Raw genomic sequence first — 20,568 nt, 5'->3', positions numbered from 1 at the left:
TCCGTTGTTTCAGCTTCATTTGCGTTGGCGCAAAGACGCTTGTACGCGATTGGGTACGCCTTTGCGCCGTTGTGTCACTTCTAGGCGGTTGCTACCAGCAGCACCGCGCTGTGGCCGGCGCAGACGACGCTGGCCTGATTCAGGGTCGCTGCCGGCGGGTCGGCGCTATCAAGCTGAATCTGCCACACTTGGGCCGGCAATTCAATCAACGCCGGATCGGGGCCGAAATTGAGCACTAACCGGATGCCCGGCCACTCAACAACGATCACCCGCCCTTGCACGCGGGTGCGCGGGCGCTGCCGCAACCCCGGCAACTCGCGCCGGATGCGCAACAGTTCGCGGTAGAATGCTTGATGCGCCGCGTGCCGCCCCACTGTGCGCAAGCTATGATTCAGCTTTGAACGCATGAACGTGGCCGGGTCTTGCGGATCGGGCACGGCTTGGCCGGGGCGGAGGAAGTAGGCAAATTCGCGCTTGCGCCCCTCGCGCACCCCGGTGATCAGGGCCGGATCGCTATGGTCGGTAAAGTACTGGAACGGCGCCGGTTCATTATACTCTTCCCCCATAAAGATCAACGGCGTGTACGGGCTGAGCAGCACCGTTGCCGCTGCCAACCGCATCTGCGCCTCGCTGAGGGTCGCTCCCAGCCGGTCGCCAACCGCACGATTACCGACTTGGTCGTGGTTTTGGGCGAAGACCACAAATTGCTCGACGGCCAAATCAGACGGATCGCGCCCAAACCGGCGGCGGGCGTGCGGCGAGTATTCGCCGGCAAAGACAAAGCTGCGCTCGATCGCCGTCGCCATCTGCTCGATGCGGCCAAAACCCTCGTAGTAGCCGTCTTGCTCACCGGTGAACAGTGTGTGCAGCGCGTGGTGGAAATCATCCGACCAGATGCCGGTCAGGCCATATCCACCCAGCTCTTTGGGACGGGCAAAGCGCGGATCGTTGAGCGGATGCTCGGCGAAGAGGTAGGCCGGACGGCCTAGCCGCAACGCTTGCGCCCGCACCCGATCGGCCAGCTCTTCGAGCACATGGTAGGGCGACACATCGAAGATAGCTTGGGTGGCATCGAGCCGCAAGCCGTCAAGATGGTACTCGCGCAGCCACTCAAGCGCATTTTCGATGATCAACCAGCGCACGAGATCACTCTCGGCCCCGTCGTAGTTGATTGCCGCCCCCCACGGCGTGCGGTAGCGGTCGGTAAACGCCGGCGGCGCGATGTCCCACAAATAGTTGCCTTCAGGGCCGAAATGGTTATAGACCACATCGAGCAGCACCGCCATGCCGTGAGCATGGGCGGCATCAACCAGCCGCTTGAGACCCGTCACACCGCCGTAGGCGGTATGCGGCGCGTAGAGGTAAACGCCATCGTACCCCCAATTGCGCGTGCCGGGGAAGTGTGCTACCGGCATCAGCTCGATCGCGGTGATGCCGAGATCGCGCAGCATGGGCAGATGGGGAATAATCGCCTCGAAGGTACCTTCTGGCGTGAAGGTGCCTACGTGCAACTCGTAGATGACTAGATCAGCGAGCGGCACTCCGCGCCACGCCGCATCGCTCCAATCAAAGCGATGATCCACCACCGCTGAGGGGCCATGCACGCCGTCGGGTTGGCAGCGCGACGCCGGATCGGGCCGCTCGCGCGATCCGTCGAGCCGGTAGCGGTAGCACGTACCGGGAGGCGCTGCCGTGACCACGTGCCAACAGCCGTAGCCGATCGGCTGCATCGCCACCACATGCGGCTTTGGATCGAGCACAATCAATTCAACCGTCGTCGCCGTTGGCGCCCATAGCGTGAACGCCGTTGTGCCGTCGGCCCGGTAGACCGCGCCGGGCAGGGGTAAATCAAACATACGCATTCCACGATACAGGTTCGCGTAGGGGCGGGTTGGGAACCCGCCCTATGTTGCCACAATGGACAGGCCGCTGGGACGGGTTTTCAACTCGCCCCTGTTAGGGTTGACAAGCGGACAGAACGTTTGGTCGAGTGTAACCGTTGATCGCTGTGTAATGTCTCAACGTCCGGCTCTGCACGCCCCTCTCCTGCGCCAGTGGGAGAGGGGATGGGGGTGAGGGTGAAACGGTGCATCGCAAAGCCATAAACTGTATCTGTACTCACACGTTCTGTCCGCCCTTGAACCCGTTAGGACAGGTTTTCACCCCGCCCCCCGTTTAGCCATTATGTTTAAAGAACAACGCCCCCAATGGCGGCAAGCGCAGCCGCAACGAGAAGGGCCGGCCATGCGATGGCGTCTCTTCGGCCATCACCCCGCCGGCGTTGCCTTGCCCGCTGCCCCAATAGTACTCAGAGTCGCTGTTAAACAGCTCGCGCCACCAGCCGCCCGCCGGCACGCCAACCCGGTAATCCTCGCGCACCACCGGCGTCGCATTCAGCACGACCAATATCGTCTCGCCGTGCCGGCTCTTGCGCAAAAAGCTATAGACGCTGGCGTCGGCATCGTTGGCGTCCACCCACTCAAACCCCTTCGGATCGCAGTCGAACTCGTGCAGCGCCGGCTCACTGCGGTAGAGCCGGTTGAGGTCGCTGATCGTGCGCAGCACCCCTTGATGCGACGGGAACATCAACAGGTGCCAATCAAGGCTGGTATCGTGCGACCATTCGCGCCACTGGCCGAACTCGCCGCCCATAAAGAGCAGCTTCTTGCCGGGTTGGGCAAACATGTAGCTATACAGCAGGCGCAGATTAGCAAACTTCTGCCACACATCACCCGCCATCTTGTCGAGCAGTGACCCCTTGCCATGCACGACTTCATCGTGCGAGAGCGGCAGAATATAGTTCTCGGTGAACATATAGAGACCGCGGAAGGTCAGCTCATTGTGGTGGAAGCGGCGATAGATCGGGTCGCGGTGGAAGTATTGCAGCGTGTCGTGCATCCACCCCATATCCCACTTGAAGCCGAAGCCCAACCCGCCAACATAGACCGGGCGCGAGACCATCGGCCATGCCGTGCTCTCTTCGGCGATCGTCTGCACGTCGGGGTAGTACTTGTAAATCTGTGTGTTCAGTTCGCGCAAGAAGCTAATCGCTTCCAGATTTTCATTCCCGCCGTACTGATTGGGAATCCACTCGCCGGGCCGGCGCGAGTAATCGAGGTAGAGCATACTCGCCACTGCATCAACCCGCAGACCATCGATATGGAACTTATCGAGCCAGCAGAGGGCTGAGCTGATCAGGAAGCTACGCACCTCGTTGCGCCCGTAGTTGTAGATGTAGCTGCCCCAATCGGGATGATAGCCCTTGCGCGGATCAGCATGCTCATAGAGGTGGGTGCCGTCGAAATAGGCAAGGCCATGGCCGTCAGTCGGGAAGTGGCTCGGCACCCAGTCTAGAATCACACCGATTCCGTTTTGGTGCAGGTAATCAACAAAGTACATGAAATCTTGCGGCGTACCGTAACGGCTAGTCGGCGCGAACATCCCGGTTGACTGGTAGCCCCACGAGCCGTAGAAGGGGTGTTCGGTCACCGGCAACAACTCGACGTGGGTAAAGCCGCATTCTTTGACGTGCTCAACCAGCTCGTGGGCCAACTCGCGGTAATTCAGCGGGCGATTATCCTCTTCGGGCTTGCGCCGCCACGAACCGAGATGCACTTCGTAGATCGAGATGGGCACATCGAGCCGCTGGCGCTGGCCGCGTTCGGCCATCCACTGCTGATCCGACCACGTATACTCGCGATCCCAGACAATCGCCGCTGTCTGCGGCGCAACTTCAAAGTAGCTGCCGAAAGGATCGGTCTTGTCTTCACGGTAGCCGTAATAGCGCGAGGCGATGTGGAACTTATAGCGCATCCCTTTGCCGACGTGGGGAATAAACCCTTCCCACACGCCGGAAAAACCGCGCTGGCGCAGCGGATTAGCCCCGGCATCCCAGTTATTCCAATCGCCGATCACGGCCACATATTCGGCGTTAGGCGCCCAAACCGCAAAGTAGGTGCCGGGAACGCCTTCAATCGTGACCGGTTGGGCGCCGAATTTATCGTACAGGCGGTAATGGGTGCCCTGATTGAAGAGATAGATATCATCTTCGCTGAGGATGCTGGCCATCATCGCTTTGGTCGCCGCCGACGGCTCGTCGGCCACGGCGGTAGGCGTCTCGGCAGCCGGTGCGATCATCGGCGCGGTCGCCTCTTCGACCGGCGCCTCTTTCTTGCGACGGGTGCGGCGAGGTTTTTCAGTATCGCTCATGGGTGGTTCCTCCTGTGGGTATTCATGGCTGCGCTCATGCGCAACTCGTAGGCTATCGTACTATCGTACTGCACGTTTTAGTTTTACCGCAGAGGCGAGGCAATCGCTTGTGAGCACGGCAGCCATTCGCTCAGGCATCGCTCCCGCTCCCCGGTTGTCAGTGCGAGCGAAGCGAAGCAATCTCCCGCGAGCACGGTATCTACCCGCTCAGACATTTTTCCCGCTGAAGCGGGAGATTGCTTCGGGGGCTTCGCCCCCTCGCAATGACAGATTGGCTGCGCCCGCGCAATGACAGACTGGCTCCACGCCCCACCATACTGGCTCCCTCCTACTCTCCCCCGGAGGTTGAGGAGCGGACAGAACGGTTGATCGAGTGCAACTGTTGATCGCTGTGCGATGCCGTAAAGCCCCGTGCTGCGTTTCCCATCACCCCTCCCCCAGCGGGGGAGGGGCAAGGGGTGGGGGCATCAGCCCGCGCAGCGGGCTTCGTACCCCTAGCCCGGCCCTTCAGGGCCGAGTTCCGGACAGATGTTCTGTCCGCCCTTGAACCCCCGGAGGGGGAGGGCGATGGTGGGGCAACAGCGACGCCATCGCTCCCGCTCTCCCCTTGTCATTGCGAGCCGCGCACCGCGCGGCGAAGCAATCTCCCGCGAGCACGGTATCTACCCGCTCAGACATTTTTCCCGCTGAAGCGGGAGATTGCTTCGGGGGCTTCGCCCCCTCGCAATGACAATCGGACACGCCCCCTCGCAATGACAATCGGACACGCCCCCTCGCAATGACAATCGGACACGCCCCCTCGCAATGACAGACTGGCTGCGCCCTCCGCCTTCTTTGCGGCACCTGCTACTGCTCAATCTGGCGCAAGATACCGTTGACCGGGATCGGCAACCAATCCGGGCGGTTGTTCATTTCATACGCCAGTTCGTAGACTGCTTTTTCGACCACAAAGGTCTCAAGCAACGCTTCCAAATCGGCGCGATCGGCGGGCACAAATGGTTCGTTGCCCGCCGTGGCGAGGTAGCCGTGCAGGAACGACGCGCAGACCCAGAAACTCCAGAAATCGGCCCAGCGTTGCAGCCGCTCGAATTCGTCGGCGCTGCTGGCGACGCTATCACGGGCAAAGAGAGCGGCATACGCAGCGTACTGGTACGAGCGCAGCATCCCTGCCACATCGCGCAGCGGCGACCGCTTGATCCGCCGTTCGCTGATTGGGCGCAGCGGTTCGCCCTCGAAGTCGATGATCACGTAATCTTTGCCGGTAAAGAGCACCTGCTCAAGATGGTAGTCGCCGTGAATGCGGATGCGCACCGTCTCGATCTTGTCGCCGGTAATGCGTTGCAAGCGGGCCAGCAGCACTTCCTCGCTCTGCGCGACGCGCTCGGCGGCGGGACGCACCGTTGCCGGCAACGATGGCAACAACTTGCGCAGGTCTTGCAAGGTGCGCCCGATCAGGCTGCGAATGCTCTGATAGATCGAGCGCTGGTAGAGGGTGGAGAAGGGTTCCGGCGCCATCGCCGGCCCGCTCCCTTTGGCCAGCGCCTGATGCATCTCGGCGGTGCGCTGGCCGAGCAAGCGCGCCGCTTCGAGGTAGCCGCCGATCAGCTCTTCGGCCAACGGCGCCGGCGATTGTTCAGCAGCCGCCAGCAGCTCGGCGACACTCCCCTTCACCGCCGGCGGGGTCAGATCGGGCCGGGTGAGCACCGTATCGTAATACCGCCGCACTACATCGAGCGCGTAATCGAAGGCGTCACCCTCGTTTTGCACGTATCCCTGCACAATCGCCAGCGTCAGCGGCTCGTCTTTGCCGCGCAGGTATTCGATGTAGCCGGCCACCGGCGGCGTGTGGGCAAACCCAGCCTCTTCGGTCAAGTAGCGGCCCAGCTCAAGATCGGGATTGCGGCCCGGCTCGATCTTGCGGAACAGCTTCATAATCAGCCGGCTACCAAAATTGATCGACGAATTGCTCTGCTCGCCGCGCATCAGGCTCGGCTCAAGGCCGTCGCTGCCGCTGATCAATTTGCGCAGAGCGCGGGTCGTGCCTCCCACCAACTCGCCGCCAGCCTCGCCGCGCAAGCGCCGGCGGCCAATCGTCAGTTCGAGCAGCGCCGCGGCAAAGCGCCGTTCGCCGAGCGGATCGTACAGCACCCCCGCTTCGGGCCGCCGCCCCACCTTCAGGCGGGCAATCGCCACGTGGCGCTGATCGGCCAGAATCTGATCGGCCCGCTCACCTTCGGCGTAGGCCATCGGCAACAAATACGTTTCGGGACTGCCTTCCACGTACTGCACATTCAGCAGCGTGAGGTAGGCCGGGCCGCCGGCATAATCGAGCCGGGCGAATTCGGTGATGTTGACCTGCTTGATCTTGCGCGTCTTGGCGCCAAACCAGCGCCGGTTGCGCAGATAGTCGGGCAAGACCCGCTCTAGCCGCTCTTGGCGGCCATCGTAAAAGATGGCATCCCACTCGATCGCATCAACCGGTATCTCAACCAGCTCGGTTTCGGGTTGCGGCGCCGTCACCCGCACCCCTTCCACCCGCTGCGGCACGAGCGTAAACCAGTAGAAGCTATGCGGGCCAAGGGTCAGGAAGTAGGGTTGGTCGCCAATCGGCGGGAACTCAACTTGCCCAAACAGCTCGACCGGCATCAGGCCGCGGTAGGGCGAGAGATCGAGTTCGACGCCTTGCACAAACCGCGACAGATTGAAGACCGCGAGCAAGATTTGGTCTTCGGTTTTGCGCAAGAAGCAGAGCACCTTGCGGTTTTCGGGGTAGAGAAATTCAAGCGTGCCGCGACCAAACGCCGCATACCGCTTGCGCAACGCGATCAGCCGCTTCGTCCACCAGAGCAGCGAGTGCTGGTTGGCGCTTTGCGTCTCGACATTGACCGTCTCGTAGTGATATTCGGGGTCGGTAATCACCGGCAGGTAGAGCTGCTGCGGGTTAGCGCGGGAAAAACCGGCGTTGCGGTCACCGCTCCACTGCATCGGTGTGCGCACCCCGTTGCGATCACCGAGGTAGATGTTATCACCCATGCCGATCTCGTCGCCGTAGTAGAGCACCGGCGTGCCCGGCAACGAGAAGAGCAGGCCATTCATCAGCTCGATCTTGCGCCGGTGGTTGCCGAGCAGCGGAGCCAACCGGCGGCGAATGCCGAGGTTGATGCGGGCCTGCGGATCGCGGGCGTAGACCCGGTACATATAGTCGCGTTCTTCATCAGTCACCATTTCGAGGGTCAACTCGTCGTGGTTACGCAAGAAGATCGCCCACTGGCAATTATCGGGAATCGGCGGCGTTTGCCGCATAATATCAATAATCGGATAACGATCCTCTAGATGCACCGACATAAAGAGCCGCGGCATGACCGGGAAGTGGAAGGCCATGTGGCACTCATCGCCATCGCCGAAATAGGCGACCGAATCTTCCGGCCACTGGTTCGCCTCGGCCAGAAACATCCGCCCATGGTACTTCTCGTCCATGTGCCGGCGCAAGCGTTTGAGAAAGGCGTGAGTTTCGGGCAGATTCTCGCAATTGGTGCCCTCAGCCTCGTAGAGGTAGGGGATGGCGTCGAGCCGCATGCCATCAACACCGAGATCGAGCCAGAACTCCATCGCCTTAAACACCGCCCGCTGTACCGCTGGGTTCTCGAAGTTGAGGTCAGGCTGGTGGCTGTAGAACCGGTGCCAATAATAGGCCTGCGCCACCGGATCCCACGTCCAGTTGCTGGTCTCGAAATCCTTGAAAATAATCCGCGCGTCTTTGTAGCGGTCGGGCGTATCTGACCACACGTAAAAATTGCGCGCCGAAGAGCCGGGTTTGGCGCGGCGGGCGCGCTGGAACCACGGGTGCTGGTCAGAGGTGTGGTTGCAGACCAGCTCGGTAATCACGCGCAGGCCACGGCGATGGGCCTCGCGAATAAAAACCTTAAAGTCAGCGAGGGTGCCGTAGTTAGGATGGATGTTGGTGTAATCGGCAATATCATAGCCATCATCACGCAGCGGCGAAGGATAGAACGGAAGCAGCCAGATCGCCGTCACCCCCAAATCCTGCAAATAATCGAGCTTGCTAGTCAGGCCGGGAAAATCGCCAATCCCGTCGCCGTTGCTATCGCAAAACGCGCGCACATGCAGCTCGTAGATCACCGCATCTTTATACCAGAGCGGATCATCGGCCAGAATCGTCGGCGCCTTGGCCGGGCGGGTACGGGTCATGGTGCATCCTCATCATTCGTCCAGCGTAATCCCCTTATTCAACGTCGTCGTCTCTGCGCGGCGTTGCGCATACCGTTAGGCGAAATACTCAAATCCGCGCTCATCGCGGCGCAAGCGGCGAATGCAGAAGATATGCACCGGCGCTTGCGGGCTGAGTTCAACATAATTAAACTCGCCCGACCACGTATAGCGAGCATCGGTCAACAGGTCGTGGGCTTGATACATGCTATTGAGACCCCACTCGGCCACCGGCACCTGCACCCAACCGCGCTGCGTGCGTTCGGGATCAAGATTGACGACCACCAGAATAATATCTTTCCCGTCGGGCGAGGTCTTGCTATAGGCTAACAACCACTCGTGCTCGTGGAAGTCAATGTCAACCCGGTGGAAGCGCAGCGTATCGTTGCGGTGCAGCGCGGGATGCTCGCGGCGAATCCGGTTAAGTTGGGCAATAAAGCCGCGCAGACTATGCGGCGCATCGAGGTTCCACCGCTTGATCTCATACTTCTCGTTGTCAATATACTCTTCCCGGCCCGGCACCGGCACATGCTCCATCAGCTCGTAAGCCGGGCCGTACATCCCCCAGCTCGCCGTCAGCGTCGCCGCCATCGCCGCCCGCGTCAGGAAGACGGAACGCTGGCCGGCGTAGAATTGCGGGGTCAAAATATCAGGCGTATTTGGCCAGAAGTTGGGAATAAAGAGATCGCTCACCGGCGGCGTGGTCAGTTCCTGTAGATACTGGGTAATCTCGTGCTTGGTAGTGCGCCACGTGTAGTAGGTATAGCTCTGGGTAAAGCCGATCTTAGCCAGATGGTACATCACCTTCGGGCGGGTAAATGCTTCCGAAAGGAAGATCAGATCGGGATGCTCGGCCTTGAGCGAATTGAGGCACCAATCCCAGAAGCGCAGACTCTTGGTATGTGGGTTATCGACCCGAAAGATGCGCACGCCCTGCTCGATCCAGAAGGCAAAGATCCGGCGCAGCTCTTGCCATAGCCCCTGCCAATCATCCGACTCAAAATCGAACGGATAGATATCCTGATATTTCTTGGGCGGATTCTCGGCGTACTGGATCGTGCCATCAGGCCGGGCGCGGAACCACTGCGGATGCTCGCGCACGTAGGGGTGATCAGGCGAGCATTGGAAGGCGATGTCGAGCGCCACCTCGATGCCATAGGTGCGCGCCGCCGCCACTAATGCCCGAAAATCTTCGAGCGTGCCCAATTCGGGATGGACGCTCATGTGGCCGCCGTCAGCATTGCCGATCGCCCACGGGCTGCCCGGATCGTTGGGGCCAGCGGTGAGGCTGTTGTTGCGGCCTTTGCGGAAGGTATAGCCGATCGGATGGATCGGCGGTAGATAGAGCACGTCAAAGCCCAATTCGGCCACGTAGGGCAGGCGCTTAATCACATCGCGGAAAGTGCCGTGGCGACCCGGTTCATCGGCGGTCGACCGAGGGAACAACTCGTACCACGCGGAAAACCGCGCCCGCTCCCGCTCAACCGTCACCGGATACACCTCTGACTCGGTAGCAAACCGGCGCGGTAAGTGAACGGCCATCAATGAATGAATTTCGCCGGCAAAGGCGGTGTCAACATCACCAGCAATCAGCGCCGCCTCAGCCACGTGCAACACCGCCGAATCGGCGCCGCTGGCATGGCGCGCCGCTTCGCCAACAAGCGCCGCCCCGATCTGCAAATCGACCCGCACATCTTGACCGGCGGCCAGCCGCTTCTCAAGCTGATGCACCCACGTCGCAAAGCGATCGATCCACGCCACAATCTGAAACTCGTGGCGGCCAATGCTATTGAGGGTAAACTGTCCTTCCCAACGATCGTTGACCAGCGGGCGCAACGGCGCTTCGTGCCACGTCTTAGCCCCGACCGGACGGTGGCGCACCACCGCTGCCAACTCATCATGACCGTCGGCAAACAGATCGCACCGTACCGTCAGCACATCACCCACAATCCGCTTGACCGGATACCGCCCGCCATCGATTGCCGGTTCAACCGCCTCGATAATAACCCGGCGCCGCCCTTCACCAACTGCTGCCAGATCAGGAGCGACTGCCGCCGCTGCGCGGCGCGAGCGAGAACGTGGCGCCTTGACGGTCATGGAGCCTCCTCGACGTATGACATATCGTGACTTTGCGCGTGGGGTGATGCCTTGTTCACCCTTCCCCACTTTCGATTGTACGGTGCTCGGCGGGATGTGTCAAACTGGTTGCATGCGGTACTGATTGGTTAACATTGGCCTTGTGCTATACTATCACCATCGCTCATTCTCCCGCGTCCCCGGTTGTGCGCAGGACAACTGTCTGAAAGGAGTCGCAGTTGCTGCGCATTGTGTTGGCCATCGCCTTTATCTTCGCGCTTGCGGGCATGCTCAACGGCCAGATACTGGCCGGCAGCGCGCCTATTCCTTCCCCCGCTGCAACAATCACGTGGGAGATTGAGACGGTCGATGGGCCGCGCCACTTCACCCGGCTGCGCGATCGCACGCTGCGCATCGACAGCGCCGGCCAACCGCATCTCGCCTTTGGCGGCGACGCGCTCTATTACGCTTACGCCGAAGCTGCTGGCTGGCGGATTGAGGTCGTCGATGACAACCCCGGCGCCGGCGAATACGCTGCCCTCGCGTTAGATCAAGCCAATCAGCCGCACATCGGGTACTACGACTGGCGCAACGGCGTCTTGAAATATGCCCATCGCACCGCCGCCGGCTGGCAGATCGCAACCGTTGATGACACCACTTATACCGGCCACTACCCGGCCCTCGCCCTCGATCGCACCGGCTATGCGCACCTTGCCTACTACGACTGGACGCATAGCGCGCTGAAGTATGCGCGCTGGGATGGGCAAGGTTGGCAAATTCAGACCATTGACACCCAACACGATGCCGGCGTCGCCGTCACCCTCGCTCTTGACGCCAGCGATCGCCCGCACATCAGCTTTTTTGCTGCCGCCACCGCCACCTTACAGCATGCGCTGTGGACGGGCAGCGCGTGGCAGGTGCAAACGGTTGACCGCCACGCCGGCCAGTTTTTGTCACAGGCCCTCGACCGGCAGGGCCACCCTCATCTTGCCTACTACGACTCGGCTAATGCCGATCTGAAATATGCGTACTGGGATGGCGCAGGTTGGGTCATCCACGTGGTTGATGAAACAGACATCACCGGCTGGTATGTCACACTGACGCTTGATTCGTTCGATCAGCCGCATATCGGATACTACAACGCCTCGCAAGCAAGCGTGCAGTATACGTTCTGGAATGGCGCCGCATGGCAGCGGCAAACCGTCATCGCGGCCAACAACGCCATCCGTGCCCTCAGTCTCGACCTTGATGCAGCCAACCAACCGCAACTCAGCTTGTTCACCGAACACAGTTGGGATCAGAATGCCATTTGGTACGCCCGCCCCAGCAATGGCTTCTGGCAGATCGAGCTGGTTGAACAGTCCGGTCAGGTTGGCCGCTACGCCTCACTCGCTCTTGATAGCGCCGGCCATCCGCAGCTAGCCTATTACAACATGACCAGCGGCAATCTGGCATACGCACGGTGGACGGGCGCTTACTGGGTGACGCAAATCGTCGATCAGGCGCCGCGGGTCGGGCAGTTTGCCCACCTCGCACTCGATCGCGCCGATCAGCCGCACATTGCGTACTACGACGCCGCCAATGGCGATCTCAAATATGCGCGCTGGCGCGCCAATCGCTGGGAATACCAACGGGTGGATAGCTACGGCCAAACGGGCGAGTATGTCACATTGGCGCTCGATAGCCGCAATTGGCCGCACCTCGCCTACTATGACGCCACGAATGGCGATCTGCTTTATGCGCAGTGGAACGGCCAGCGTTGGCGTATCCGGATCGTCGATGCGAGCGGTGATGTTGGGCAGTATACGGCACTGGCGCTCGACCGGTTCGACTATCCGCACATCGCCTACTACGACGCCACGAATGGCGATCTGAAATATGCCCGCTGGAACGGCAACGGCTGGCAGATCGCAACCGTGGATGCTGAGGGGGATGTAGGCCGCTATGCCTCACTGGCCCTTGATAGCGCTGGGAATCTGCACATCGCGTACTACGATGCCACCAATGGCGATTTGAAATACGCGCGGGGGAATGGCAACGGCTGGCAGATCGAAACGGTGGCCGCCGCGGAGGATGTGGGCCGCTACGCCTCCCTTGCGCTCGATAGAGCCGAACAACCGCACCTCGCGTACTACGACGCTACCAACGGCGTCCTCCAATACGCTTACTGGAACGGCGCCGTATGGATGCAGCAGATCGTTGATGGCAACGCACAAGCGGGCATTGATGCGTCACTCGCTCTTGATCGGGCCAATCGCCCCCACATTGGCTACCACGGCGCGATCGCTGGCGATTTGAACTATGCGCGCGCGCGTGATGGCCTCCCGCTGCCTCCGACCAGCACCCCGACCGCCACGCCCGTACCGACCAGCACCCCCACTGCCACGCCCGTGCCGACCAGTACCCCCACTGCCACCCCAACCACGCCGCCGCGCCCAACCGTGGAACCCACCGCCACCCCAACCGCGCCGCCACGCCCACCCGTGGAACCCACTGCCACCTCGACCACGCCGCCACGCCCACCCGTGGAACCCACTGCCACCTCGACCACGCCGCCGCGGCCAACTCCCGCACCAACCAGCACCCCGACCGCGCCGCCGCGCCCAACTCCCGCACCAACCAGCACCCCGACCGCGCCGCCGCGCCCAACCGCACCACCGCGCCCGATCGCGCCGTAGGGGCGCAGCGCGCTGCGCCCGCGCCCCTACGGCGCGGGCCGCACCAACGTATAGTGGCCATAGTGGTGATCGGCACGGCCAAAATCCACCACCACATACCCAGCGGCAAAGGCGGCTTCGGCGCAGGCGCGGAAATGGTAACGCCACGCCTGCGCCGCACTCGGATCGCGTTGCTGCACAGCGCTGAAATCGAGCGGAATGCGCAAACGCGCCACCGCTTCACCTGTCATAGCCGGCGGCGCATCGAGCGACGGATTGATCACAGGCGCTGCCGCCACCTGCTCGGCAGACGGGCGCGCCACCGGTGATTGCACCAACCACCACTCAACCTGAAACCGATCACTTGGCAACACGCCATCGACCAGCTCCGGCTCAGGCCCATACACATTGCGCAAATAGGTGCGGCAAATCGCGCCCAGCTTGTGGATATTGAGATGAGCATTGCGCGCCAAAAGCGGATCATACGTCCACGTCATCAATTCGAGGTCTTGCGCCAAGGCAAACTCACGCTGCGCCCGCTTCAGTCGCTCGCCGATGCGCGCATCACGCAGATCAGGCCGCACCGCCGCCATGTGCGAGGCATGCTTCAAGCGGCCATCGGCAGTGCGGGCCAAAAAGCCAAAGACAAAGCCTACCAGCTCATCGCCGGCAAACGCGCCCAACACCAACCCGCCATTGCGCTGCACCGTCACCAGCAGGTTGAGCGGCACCACAAACTCATCGCCCCACACCACTTGCTGAAGTTGTTCGCAGGCCCGATATTCGGCGTATGTGGCTACTGGCCGGATAGTGATCTGCATGGTGTCCTCAATATATAGGTGACTGCTTCCTGAAGAACTACGCCGCATTATAGCAACAAAGGGGGAACAGCGGGGCGTGCCCGGTTGTCCTTGCGAGGGCGCAGCGGCGCTTTCCGACTGTCATTGCAAGGGAGTGGCGGCGTCCAGCGAAGCTGGGAGCCGCCCGACCGCAGCAATCCCCCGCTTCAGCGCAAGCAACCTCTTTCGGCCCCGCTTCCATCCGCTTCAGCGCAGACCAATGGCCTACAGGCATCCCTCCCGTCCTCGCGGGGGATTGCTTCGCCGCCTCCGGCGGCTCGCAATGACATGGGCTATCTGTCCTTGCGAGGCGCGCAGCGCCCGAAGCAATCTCCCGCTTCAGCGCAAGCAACCTCTTTCAGCACCTCTCCCGTGCGCGCGTTGAGGGGCGGACAGCACATGTAGCCGGTCACAACCGTTGATCGCTGTGCGATGCCTTACAGTCCGGCGCTGCGCTCCCCTCTCCCGCGCCAGTGGGAGAGGGGCCGGGGGTGAGGGCCAGCCCGCGCAGCGGGCTTCGTAACTCTAGCCCGGCCCTTCAGGGCCGGGTGCCGGACAGAGGTTCTGTCCGCCCTTGAAGGGAGCGGAGGAGGCGTGCCCGGTTGTCATTGCGAGGGAGCGGCGGCGTCCAGCGAAGCTGGGAGCCGCCCGACCGAAGCAATCTCCCCACTTCAGCGTAAGCAACCTGTACAGGCATATCTCCCGTGCTCGCGGGGGATTGCCGCCCTTTCAGCGCAAAACCGTGAACAAACCCTGTTGACAGATGCCCCCTTCTGTCTTGATACTAGAGAGACAAGATGGCGCACAGCAACGTGGCCACCATACGCCGCAACCGGCCAGTAGCCGGCAATCCTTTCGCATGCCATCGAGAACCAGAAAACATCTGCGCTTGGAGGGCTATCATTCGTGGTTGCGCCACTCTCTGCGACAACCCTCGCCGGCCTGATCGAAGAGTTTTTGGCCGAATATACCGCAGCGCATCCGGCCCAAGCCGCCGCGAGCGGCTTACCGCCGCCGCCGGTGATTGGCGAACATAGCCCAGCGGCAATCGCGGCCCGGCTGGCCCGTTACCGGGCTTTAGCCGCGGCGTTGCAGCACCTTACGCCGCACACCGTCGCCGAACGGCTCGATCATGCCTTGCTGAGTTGGCAACTCGAATGGGCCATCTGGCAACTGAGCACGTTGCAGCCGCACCGCCGCGATCCCCGCTACTATGCCGGACTGGCCTTTCTTGACCCGCGCCGGTTAGAGACCAGTGATGCAGCCGAATGTAACGCGCTCTTGGCCGAACTGCGCGCCATTCCCGGCCTGTTGGAAACCGCGCGCGCCAACCTCCGCCGTCCCCTGAGCCGGCTGGCGATCGAAGAGGCGCTGATTGCGCTCCAGCTCGCCGCAGCCACGCTCAATAGCACCCATCTGCCCAACCGCGAGTTGCGGGCCGCTGCGCGCGCGGCGCTCACCGCACTGGCAGCGTTTAGCCATTTTTTACAGGTGGAACACCTGCCTGCCGCCGTTGAGGAAGTGGGTCTCGGCGCCGCCTACTTCAGCGATTGGCTGCGGCTGGCTGAGCAGATCAGCCTCTCGCCGGAACGACTGCGCGCCTTGGGCGAAACCGAACTGCGCCGGCAGCGCGATGTCTTGAGCGCGCTCGCGCCACACCGCGACTATCGCCGGCTGCTACGCGAGCTGGCCGCCGACCATCCGCCGGCTGACCACGTGTTGGACGAATTGCGCCACTGGATTGCCCACGCCCGCACCTTGCTCGCGCGCCACGAGCTGGTGAGTCTGATCGACACAACGTTACCGCAAGTGGCGATCTCGCCGCCGTTTGCCCGCTGGGCGGCGTTGAGTCTCATCCCGCCGGGACGGAGCGGGCCGGCACAGGTGGCCGTCAGCCTGCCCGATCCCACATGGCCAACCCACGAACAAGCGGTATGGTTGCGCGCCTTTGGCCGGCCAGCGCTGGCAGTCGCCGCCCTCCACGAAGCCTACCCCGGCCATTACCTGCACCTTGCCTTCATCGCGCGCGCGCCGGGCCGGTTGGCCCGCCACTTCTGGAGCATGTGCCACCTCGAAGGTTGGGCGCATTATGTCGAGCAAATGACAGTAACTGCCGGCCTTGATGGGTACGATCCCCGGCTCGCGGCGGCAGTGGCCGGTGAGGCCCTCTTGCGCGCCTGCCGGCTGGTCGTAGCGGTGGATCTGCACACCGGCGCGATCGATCTCGCCGCCGCCGCCGAGCGATTTCGCGCCGAGGCCGGGATCGAGCCGCCGCTCGCTCTGCGCGAAGCGCGCCGGGCCGCGCTCGATCCGGGAGTCATCTGTTATACCGTGGGCCGCTTGGCGCTGATCCGGCTGCGCGAACGGATGCACCAACGCTGGGGTGAACACTTTTCGCTGCGCCGCTTTCACGACGCCGTCCTGTCATTTGGCGCACCGCCCTTGCCGGTGCTCAGCCGGCTGCTGGCGGCGACCGATGTGTTATAATGCGTTTCTACAATCGCGTCTGGGGGACGGGCGCGCCCGCCGCGCCTGCCGGGGAGCCATGTGTGCCTGCGCGTCCATTTTTAAAGTGGGCTGGCGGTAAAAGCCAACTCTTGCCAGAGCTATCACGGCGGATTCCCGAACGCTTTGGCCGCTATCACGAGCCGTTCGTGGGCGGCGGCGCCCTCTTCTTCTACCTCTGGAACCAAGGCCGCTTGCAGCAGGGCGCGATCTTGAGCGATGTGAACCCGGAACTGATCGATTGTTACCGGGCCGTGCGCGACCAAGCCGAAGAGCTGATCGACCTGCTTCAGAGCCTGCGCCCGTATGCCACCGACCGCGACTTCTTCTACGAAATTCGCGGCTGGGATCGCCGGCCCGACTTTGCCCAGCGCCCGCTCGTCGAGCGCGCCGCTCGTACTATTTTCCTCAACCGCACCTGTTACAACGGCCTCTACCGCCTCAACAACAAAGGCCAATTCAACGCGCCGTTCGGCTACTACAAAAACCCGCTGATCGTCGATAGCGACAACCTGCGCGAAGTGAGCCGGGCCTTGCGCCATGCTGAACTGCGCGTCGCCGACTTCGCCGCCGTGCTCGACCATGCCCACGCGGGAGATTTCATCTACTTCGACCCACCCTACGTCCCCGTGAGCCCCACCGCCTCGTTCACCAGCTACACCCGGCGCGGGTTCGACGAAGCCGAGCAGCGCCGGCTAGCCGCCGTCTTCCACCGCCTCGCCGAGCGCGGCTGTTACGTGATGCTTTCCAATTCATCGACAACGCTAGCCCATCAATTATATGCCAATGCCTACGAGGTGGATGTGGTGCTGGCCAGCCGCAAAATCAACTGTGACGGCAAGCGGCGCGGGCTGGTTGAAGAGCTGATCGCGTGCAGCTTTCCCACCGGCATTGTGGTGCGGTACGACCTCGCCAGCGATTGAATGACGCTTGAAGTGTCAAACATTTTGCTGCGTCCTTTTGCTGCGCAGCAAGGCATGGGATCCAGCAAAGATCTACCTCATGCACAACTTTTGCACAAGCAAAATATTTGACAGTTCGCCGATTTCTGTGCTACTATTCCCGAAGTTATCACGCACAGATCTTAAAGGGTATGGTTACGCCGAAACGACAAGACAAGCCCGTTGCGGGCAGCGGAGATCTGGCATGAAATTGCACGAATATCAGGCGCGCGATCTCTTGGCGCGCTACGGCATTCCAGTGACCGGTGGCGGCGTGGCGGTCACGCCCGCTGAGGCGCGCGCCATCGCCGATCAGATCGGCGGACCAGTGGTGGTGAAAGCGCAAGTACATGTCGGCGGGCGCGGCAAGGCGGGTGGCGTCAAGTTGGCCCAGACGCCAGCCGAGGCCGAGCAAGTGGCCGGGCAGATTTTGGGCATGAATATCAAAGGGTTGACCGTCGAGAAGGTATTGGTCGCCGAAGCGGTCAGCTACGAGCGCGAGATCTATCTGTCGGCGATCCTCGATCGCGGCAGCAAGCGGATCACCATGATCGCCTCAGCCGAAGGCGGCGTCGAGATCGAAGAGGTCGCGAAGACGAACCCGGAAGCCATTATCAAGATTTCCGCCCACCCGACGATGGGCTTGCTCGATTTTCAAGCCCGCGAGCTGGCCTTCCGCATTGGGTTGCGCGACGGCAAGCAAGCGCGCCAATTCGCCCAGATCGCCAGCGCCCTGTACCGCGCCTTCGTCGAGAACGACGCTTCGCTGGCCGAGATCAACCCGCTGGTGGTGAAAGCTGATGGCAGCCTGCTCGCGCTCGACTCGAAAGTGCTGCTCGACGAAAGCGCCCTCTTCCGCCATCCCGAACTAGCAGCGCTCCGCGACCCCTCCGCCGACCCCGAAGCCGAGCGGCGCGCGCGCGAGGCTGATATTACCTATATCAAACTCGACGGCAACATCGGCTGTATGGTCAACGGCGCCGGGTTGGCCATGGCGACAATGGATGTGATCAAGCTGTCGGGCGGCGAGCCGGCCAATTTCCTTGACATCGGCGGCGGGGCCGGCAAGGAAAAAGTCAAAGCAGCGTTGCAGATTATTCTCTCTGATCCGAACGTCAAAGCGGTGTTGTTCAACATCTTTGGCGGCATCACTCGCGTCGATGAAGTCGCGCGCGGTATCCTAGCCGCTCTCGAAGAGGTGCCCACCGATGTGCCAATGGTGGCGCGGCTGGTCGGCACCAATGAAGAGGCCGGACGGGCATTGCTGGCCGGTTCTAAGCTGATCCCGGCGGCCACGCTGGCCGAAGGTGCGCAGAAGGCAGTGGCGGCAGCCCGCGGCGAGTTGTAGATCAGCCGTCTAGTTCGCGGCGCGCAGCGGCAATCAGCGCCCGTTCGCGGTGGTCGAGCGTCTCACGGGCGAGCCGGTCGAGCCGCCAGCGCCACTCGTCAATGATGGCGGCGGCACGCGGGCCCGCTGCCGCCCCCATCTCGGCTAACCAAGCCCGATCGCGGGCCAGCAACGCCAGTTGCAACTCGACTTCGGTGTAGCGGCAGGCCACAAACGGCAACCGCTCCGCCCGCGCCGGCGGGTAATCGGTACCGGCGACGAGTTGCAGCGGTTCACATTTGAACAAACCGGCTAGCAGCGTGATGGTGCGCTCGCCGGGCATTGACAGCCCCAACTCGATGTGAGAGACTGCCACCCGCGAGATGGCCAGACGCTCAGCTAGATCCTGCTGCGTCCAGCCGAGGTTGGCGCGTAACCGGGCAATTCGTTGGCCAATCGGTTCATCAGTAACGGTCATGGTAACTCACTTAGCAGACGCGATCCGCCAATCCGTTGTATAGTAGCATCGTTTGAGTCGCCGCGGCACAGTAGCCGCTGGCGTGTCGCCCTGCTCATGTGAGAGGATAACGAACAATGGCTCCGAAACGCGCATTGATCACCGGCATTACCGGGCAAGACGGCAGCTATCTCGCCGAGTTCTTGCTGGAAAAGGGGTATGAGGTGATCGGGATGGTGCGGCGCTCGAGCACCGTCAATTTCGAGCGAATTAAGCATATTCAAGATAAACTGACCCTTGTCAGCGGCGATTTGCTCGATGAGGTGTCACTGATTCACATTTTGCGCGAGCATCGCCCGCACGAGGTCTACAATCTAGCCGCCCAATCCTTTGTGCAGACCTCGTGGCCGCAGCCGGTCTTTACCGGCGAAACCACCGCGTTGGGCGTTACCCGTTTGCTCGATGCGGTGCGGATTGTGGATCCCGGCATCCGGTTTTATCAGGCGTCGAGCAGTGAAATGTTCGGCAAAGTGGTGGAGGTGCCGCAGAAAGAGACAACACCATTCTACCCGCGCAGTCCCTACGGGGTCGCCAAGGTGTATGGGCACTGGATTACGGTGAACTATCGCGAAAGCTACGGGATGCACACCACCTCTGGCATCCTGTTTAACCACGAGAGTCCGCGGCGCGGGCTTGAGTTTGTCACTCGCAAGATTTCGCACGGTGTGGCGCGGATTAAGCTCGGGCTCGATGAGGAGCTGCGATTGGGCAACCTTGAGGCTCGGCGCGATTGGGGGTTCGCCGGTGATTACGTCGAAGCGATGTGGCTGATGCTGCAACAGGATCAACCCGAAGACTATGTGATCGCCACCGGTGAAACGCATTCAGTCCGCGAGTTTTGCGAGTTGGCGTTTAGTTATGTCGGTCTTGACTATCGTGATTATGTGGTGATCGACCAACGCTTTATGCGTCCAGCCGAAGTGGATCTGCTGATCGGCGATCCCTCCAAGGCCCGCCAGAAGCTTGGCTGGCAACCACGCACCTCGTTCTCCGAACTGGTGCAGATGATGGTCGAGGCTGACCTACAGTTAGTTAAGGAGCAGATGCGATGAATCAATCCGAGACTCGGCTGATCGAGGAAGGATGGGCGGCATTGGTTGAGCGTCTGGGACTGGCAAACGCGAGTCGCTTCGTGATGTTGCTCGATCGGCGCACCGGCGGCGCGCGCCAACACCTGCAGTCGTTGTGGGGCGTGAACCCGTTGCCGGCGCGCCGGCCCCAACCACCGGTTACCAACCAGTCTGACGCCTAACCGCTCGCATCCGGTCTC

At 61.8% G+C, this 20,568-nt stretch carries 12 protein-coding genes; 6 read left to right on the top strand and 6 right to left on the bottom strand.

Translation table 11 applies throughout. The annotated features are described in order from the left end of the window. Positions 1-80 precede the first annotated feature (80 nt). From treZ to A6A03_RS08785, 4 genes are all read right to left on the bottom strand, one after another. On the bottom strand, positions 81-1,856 hold the full coding sequence (gene treZ, locus A6A03_RS08800; RefSeq protein ID WP_066786546.1) for a malto-oligosyltrehalose trehalohydrolase: 1,776 nt from the start codon (positions 1,854-1,856) through the stop codon (positions 81-83). A 319-nt stretch (positions 1,857-2,175) separates the two neighbouring features. Further along, positions 2,176-4,209: a 1,4-alpha-glucan branching protein GlgB gene (gene glgB / locus A6A03_RS08795; protein WP_066786539.1), complete on the bottom strand. Its 2,034-nt coding sequence runs from the start codon at positions 4,207-4,209 to the stop codon at positions 2,176-2,178. A gap of 846 nt (positions 4,210-5,055) precedes the next feature. Next, positions 5,056-8,418, bottom strand: a complete 3,363-nt coding sequence (gene treS / locus A6A03_RS08790; protein WP_066786536.1) for a maltose alpha-D-glucosyltransferase — start codon at positions 8,416-8,418, stop codon at positions 5,056-5,058. 75 nt (positions 8,419-8,493) lie between these two features. Then, entirely contained in the window at positions 8,494-10,533 is a 2,040-nt protein-coding gene (locus tag A6A03_RS08785; protein WP_066786530.1) for an alpha-1,4-glucan--maltose-1-phosphate maltosyltransferase, read from the bottom strand. A 218-nt stretch (positions 10,534-10,751) separates the two neighbouring features. Here A6A03_RS08785 and A6A03_RS08780 point away from each other — a divergent pair, with 218 nt between their 5' ends. Further along, positions 10,752-13,190, top strand: a complete 2,439-nt coding sequence (locus A6A03_RS08780; RefSeq protein ID WP_066786527.1) for a hypothetical protein — start codon at positions 10,752-10,754, stop codon at positions 13,188-13,190. A 26-nt stretch (positions 13,191-13,216) separates the two neighbouring features. Here the strand turns inward: A6A03_RS08780 and A6A03_RS08775 are convergent, their stop codons facing one another. Further along, positions 13,217-13,990, bottom strand: coding sequence for a hypothetical protein (locus A6A03_RS08775; protein ID WP_066786524.1), 774 nt, complete (start codon positions 13,988-13,990; stop codon positions 13,217-13,219). A 924-nt stretch (positions 13,991-14,914) separates the two neighbouring features. Here A6A03_RS08775 and A6A03_RS08770 point away from each other — a divergent pair. From A6A03_RS08770 to sucC, 3 genes are all read left to right on the top strand, one after another. Continuing rightward, positions 14,915-16,495 carry a DUF885 family protein gene (locus A6A03_RS08770; RefSeq protein ID WP_066786519.1) on the top strand — a complete coding sequence of 527 codons (1,581 nt, stop codon included), beginning with the start codon at positions 14,915-14,917 and terminating at the stop codon, positions 16,493-16,495. Positions 16,496-16,557: 62 nt separating this feature from the next. Beyond that, the gene (locus A6A03_RS08765) at positions 16,558-17,436 is read left to right on the top strand and encodes a DNA adenine methylase (RefSeq protein WP_066786908.1); all 879 of its coding nucleotides are present in this window, start codon (positions 16,558-16,560) and stop codon (positions 17,434-17,436) included. 223 nt (positions 17,437-17,659) lie between these two features. Further along, the gene (gene sucC / locus A6A03_RS08760; protein WP_066786516.1) at positions 17,660-18,802 is read left to right on the top strand and encodes an ADP-forming succinate--CoA ligase subunit beta; all 1,143 of its coding nucleotides are present in this window, start codon (positions 17,660-17,662) and stop codon (positions 18,800-18,802) included. Position 18,803: 1 nt separating this feature from the next. On the opposite strand, the gene A6A03_RS08755 is transcribed toward sucC, so the two are convergent. Continuing rightward, the gene (locus tag A6A03_RS08755; protein ID WP_245668916.1) at positions 18,804-19,259 is read right to left on the bottom strand and encodes a helix-turn-helix domain-containing protein; all 456 of its coding nucleotides are present in this window, start codon (positions 19,257-19,259) and stop codon (positions 18,804-18,806) included. 116 nt (positions 19,260-19,375) lie between these two features. Between A6A03_RS08755 and gmd the strand changes: the two genes are divergently transcribed. After that, positions 19,376-20,350 (top strand): GDP-mannose 4,6-dehydratase, encoded by a 975-nt coding sequence (gene gmd, locus A6A03_RS08750; protein WP_066786513.1) that lies wholly within the window; start codon positions 19,376-19,378, stop codon positions 20,348-20,350. Then, positions 20,347-20,550 (top strand): hypothetical protein, encoded by a 204-nt coding sequence (locus A6A03_RS08745; RefSeq protein WP_066786510.1) that lies wholly within the window; start codon positions 20,347-20,349, stop codon positions 20,548-20,550. Before gmd ends, A6A03_RS08745 begins: the two co-directional genes overlap by 4 nt. Positions 20,551-20,568 lie beyond the last annotated feature (18 nt).

Source organism: Chloroflexus islandicus (assembly GCF_001650695.1).
GTDB lineage: Bacteria > Chloroflexota > Chloroflexia > Chloroflexales > Chloroflexaceae > Chloroflexus > Chloroflexus islandicus.
This window is presented reverse-complemented; position numbering and strand designations above follow the sequence as displayed.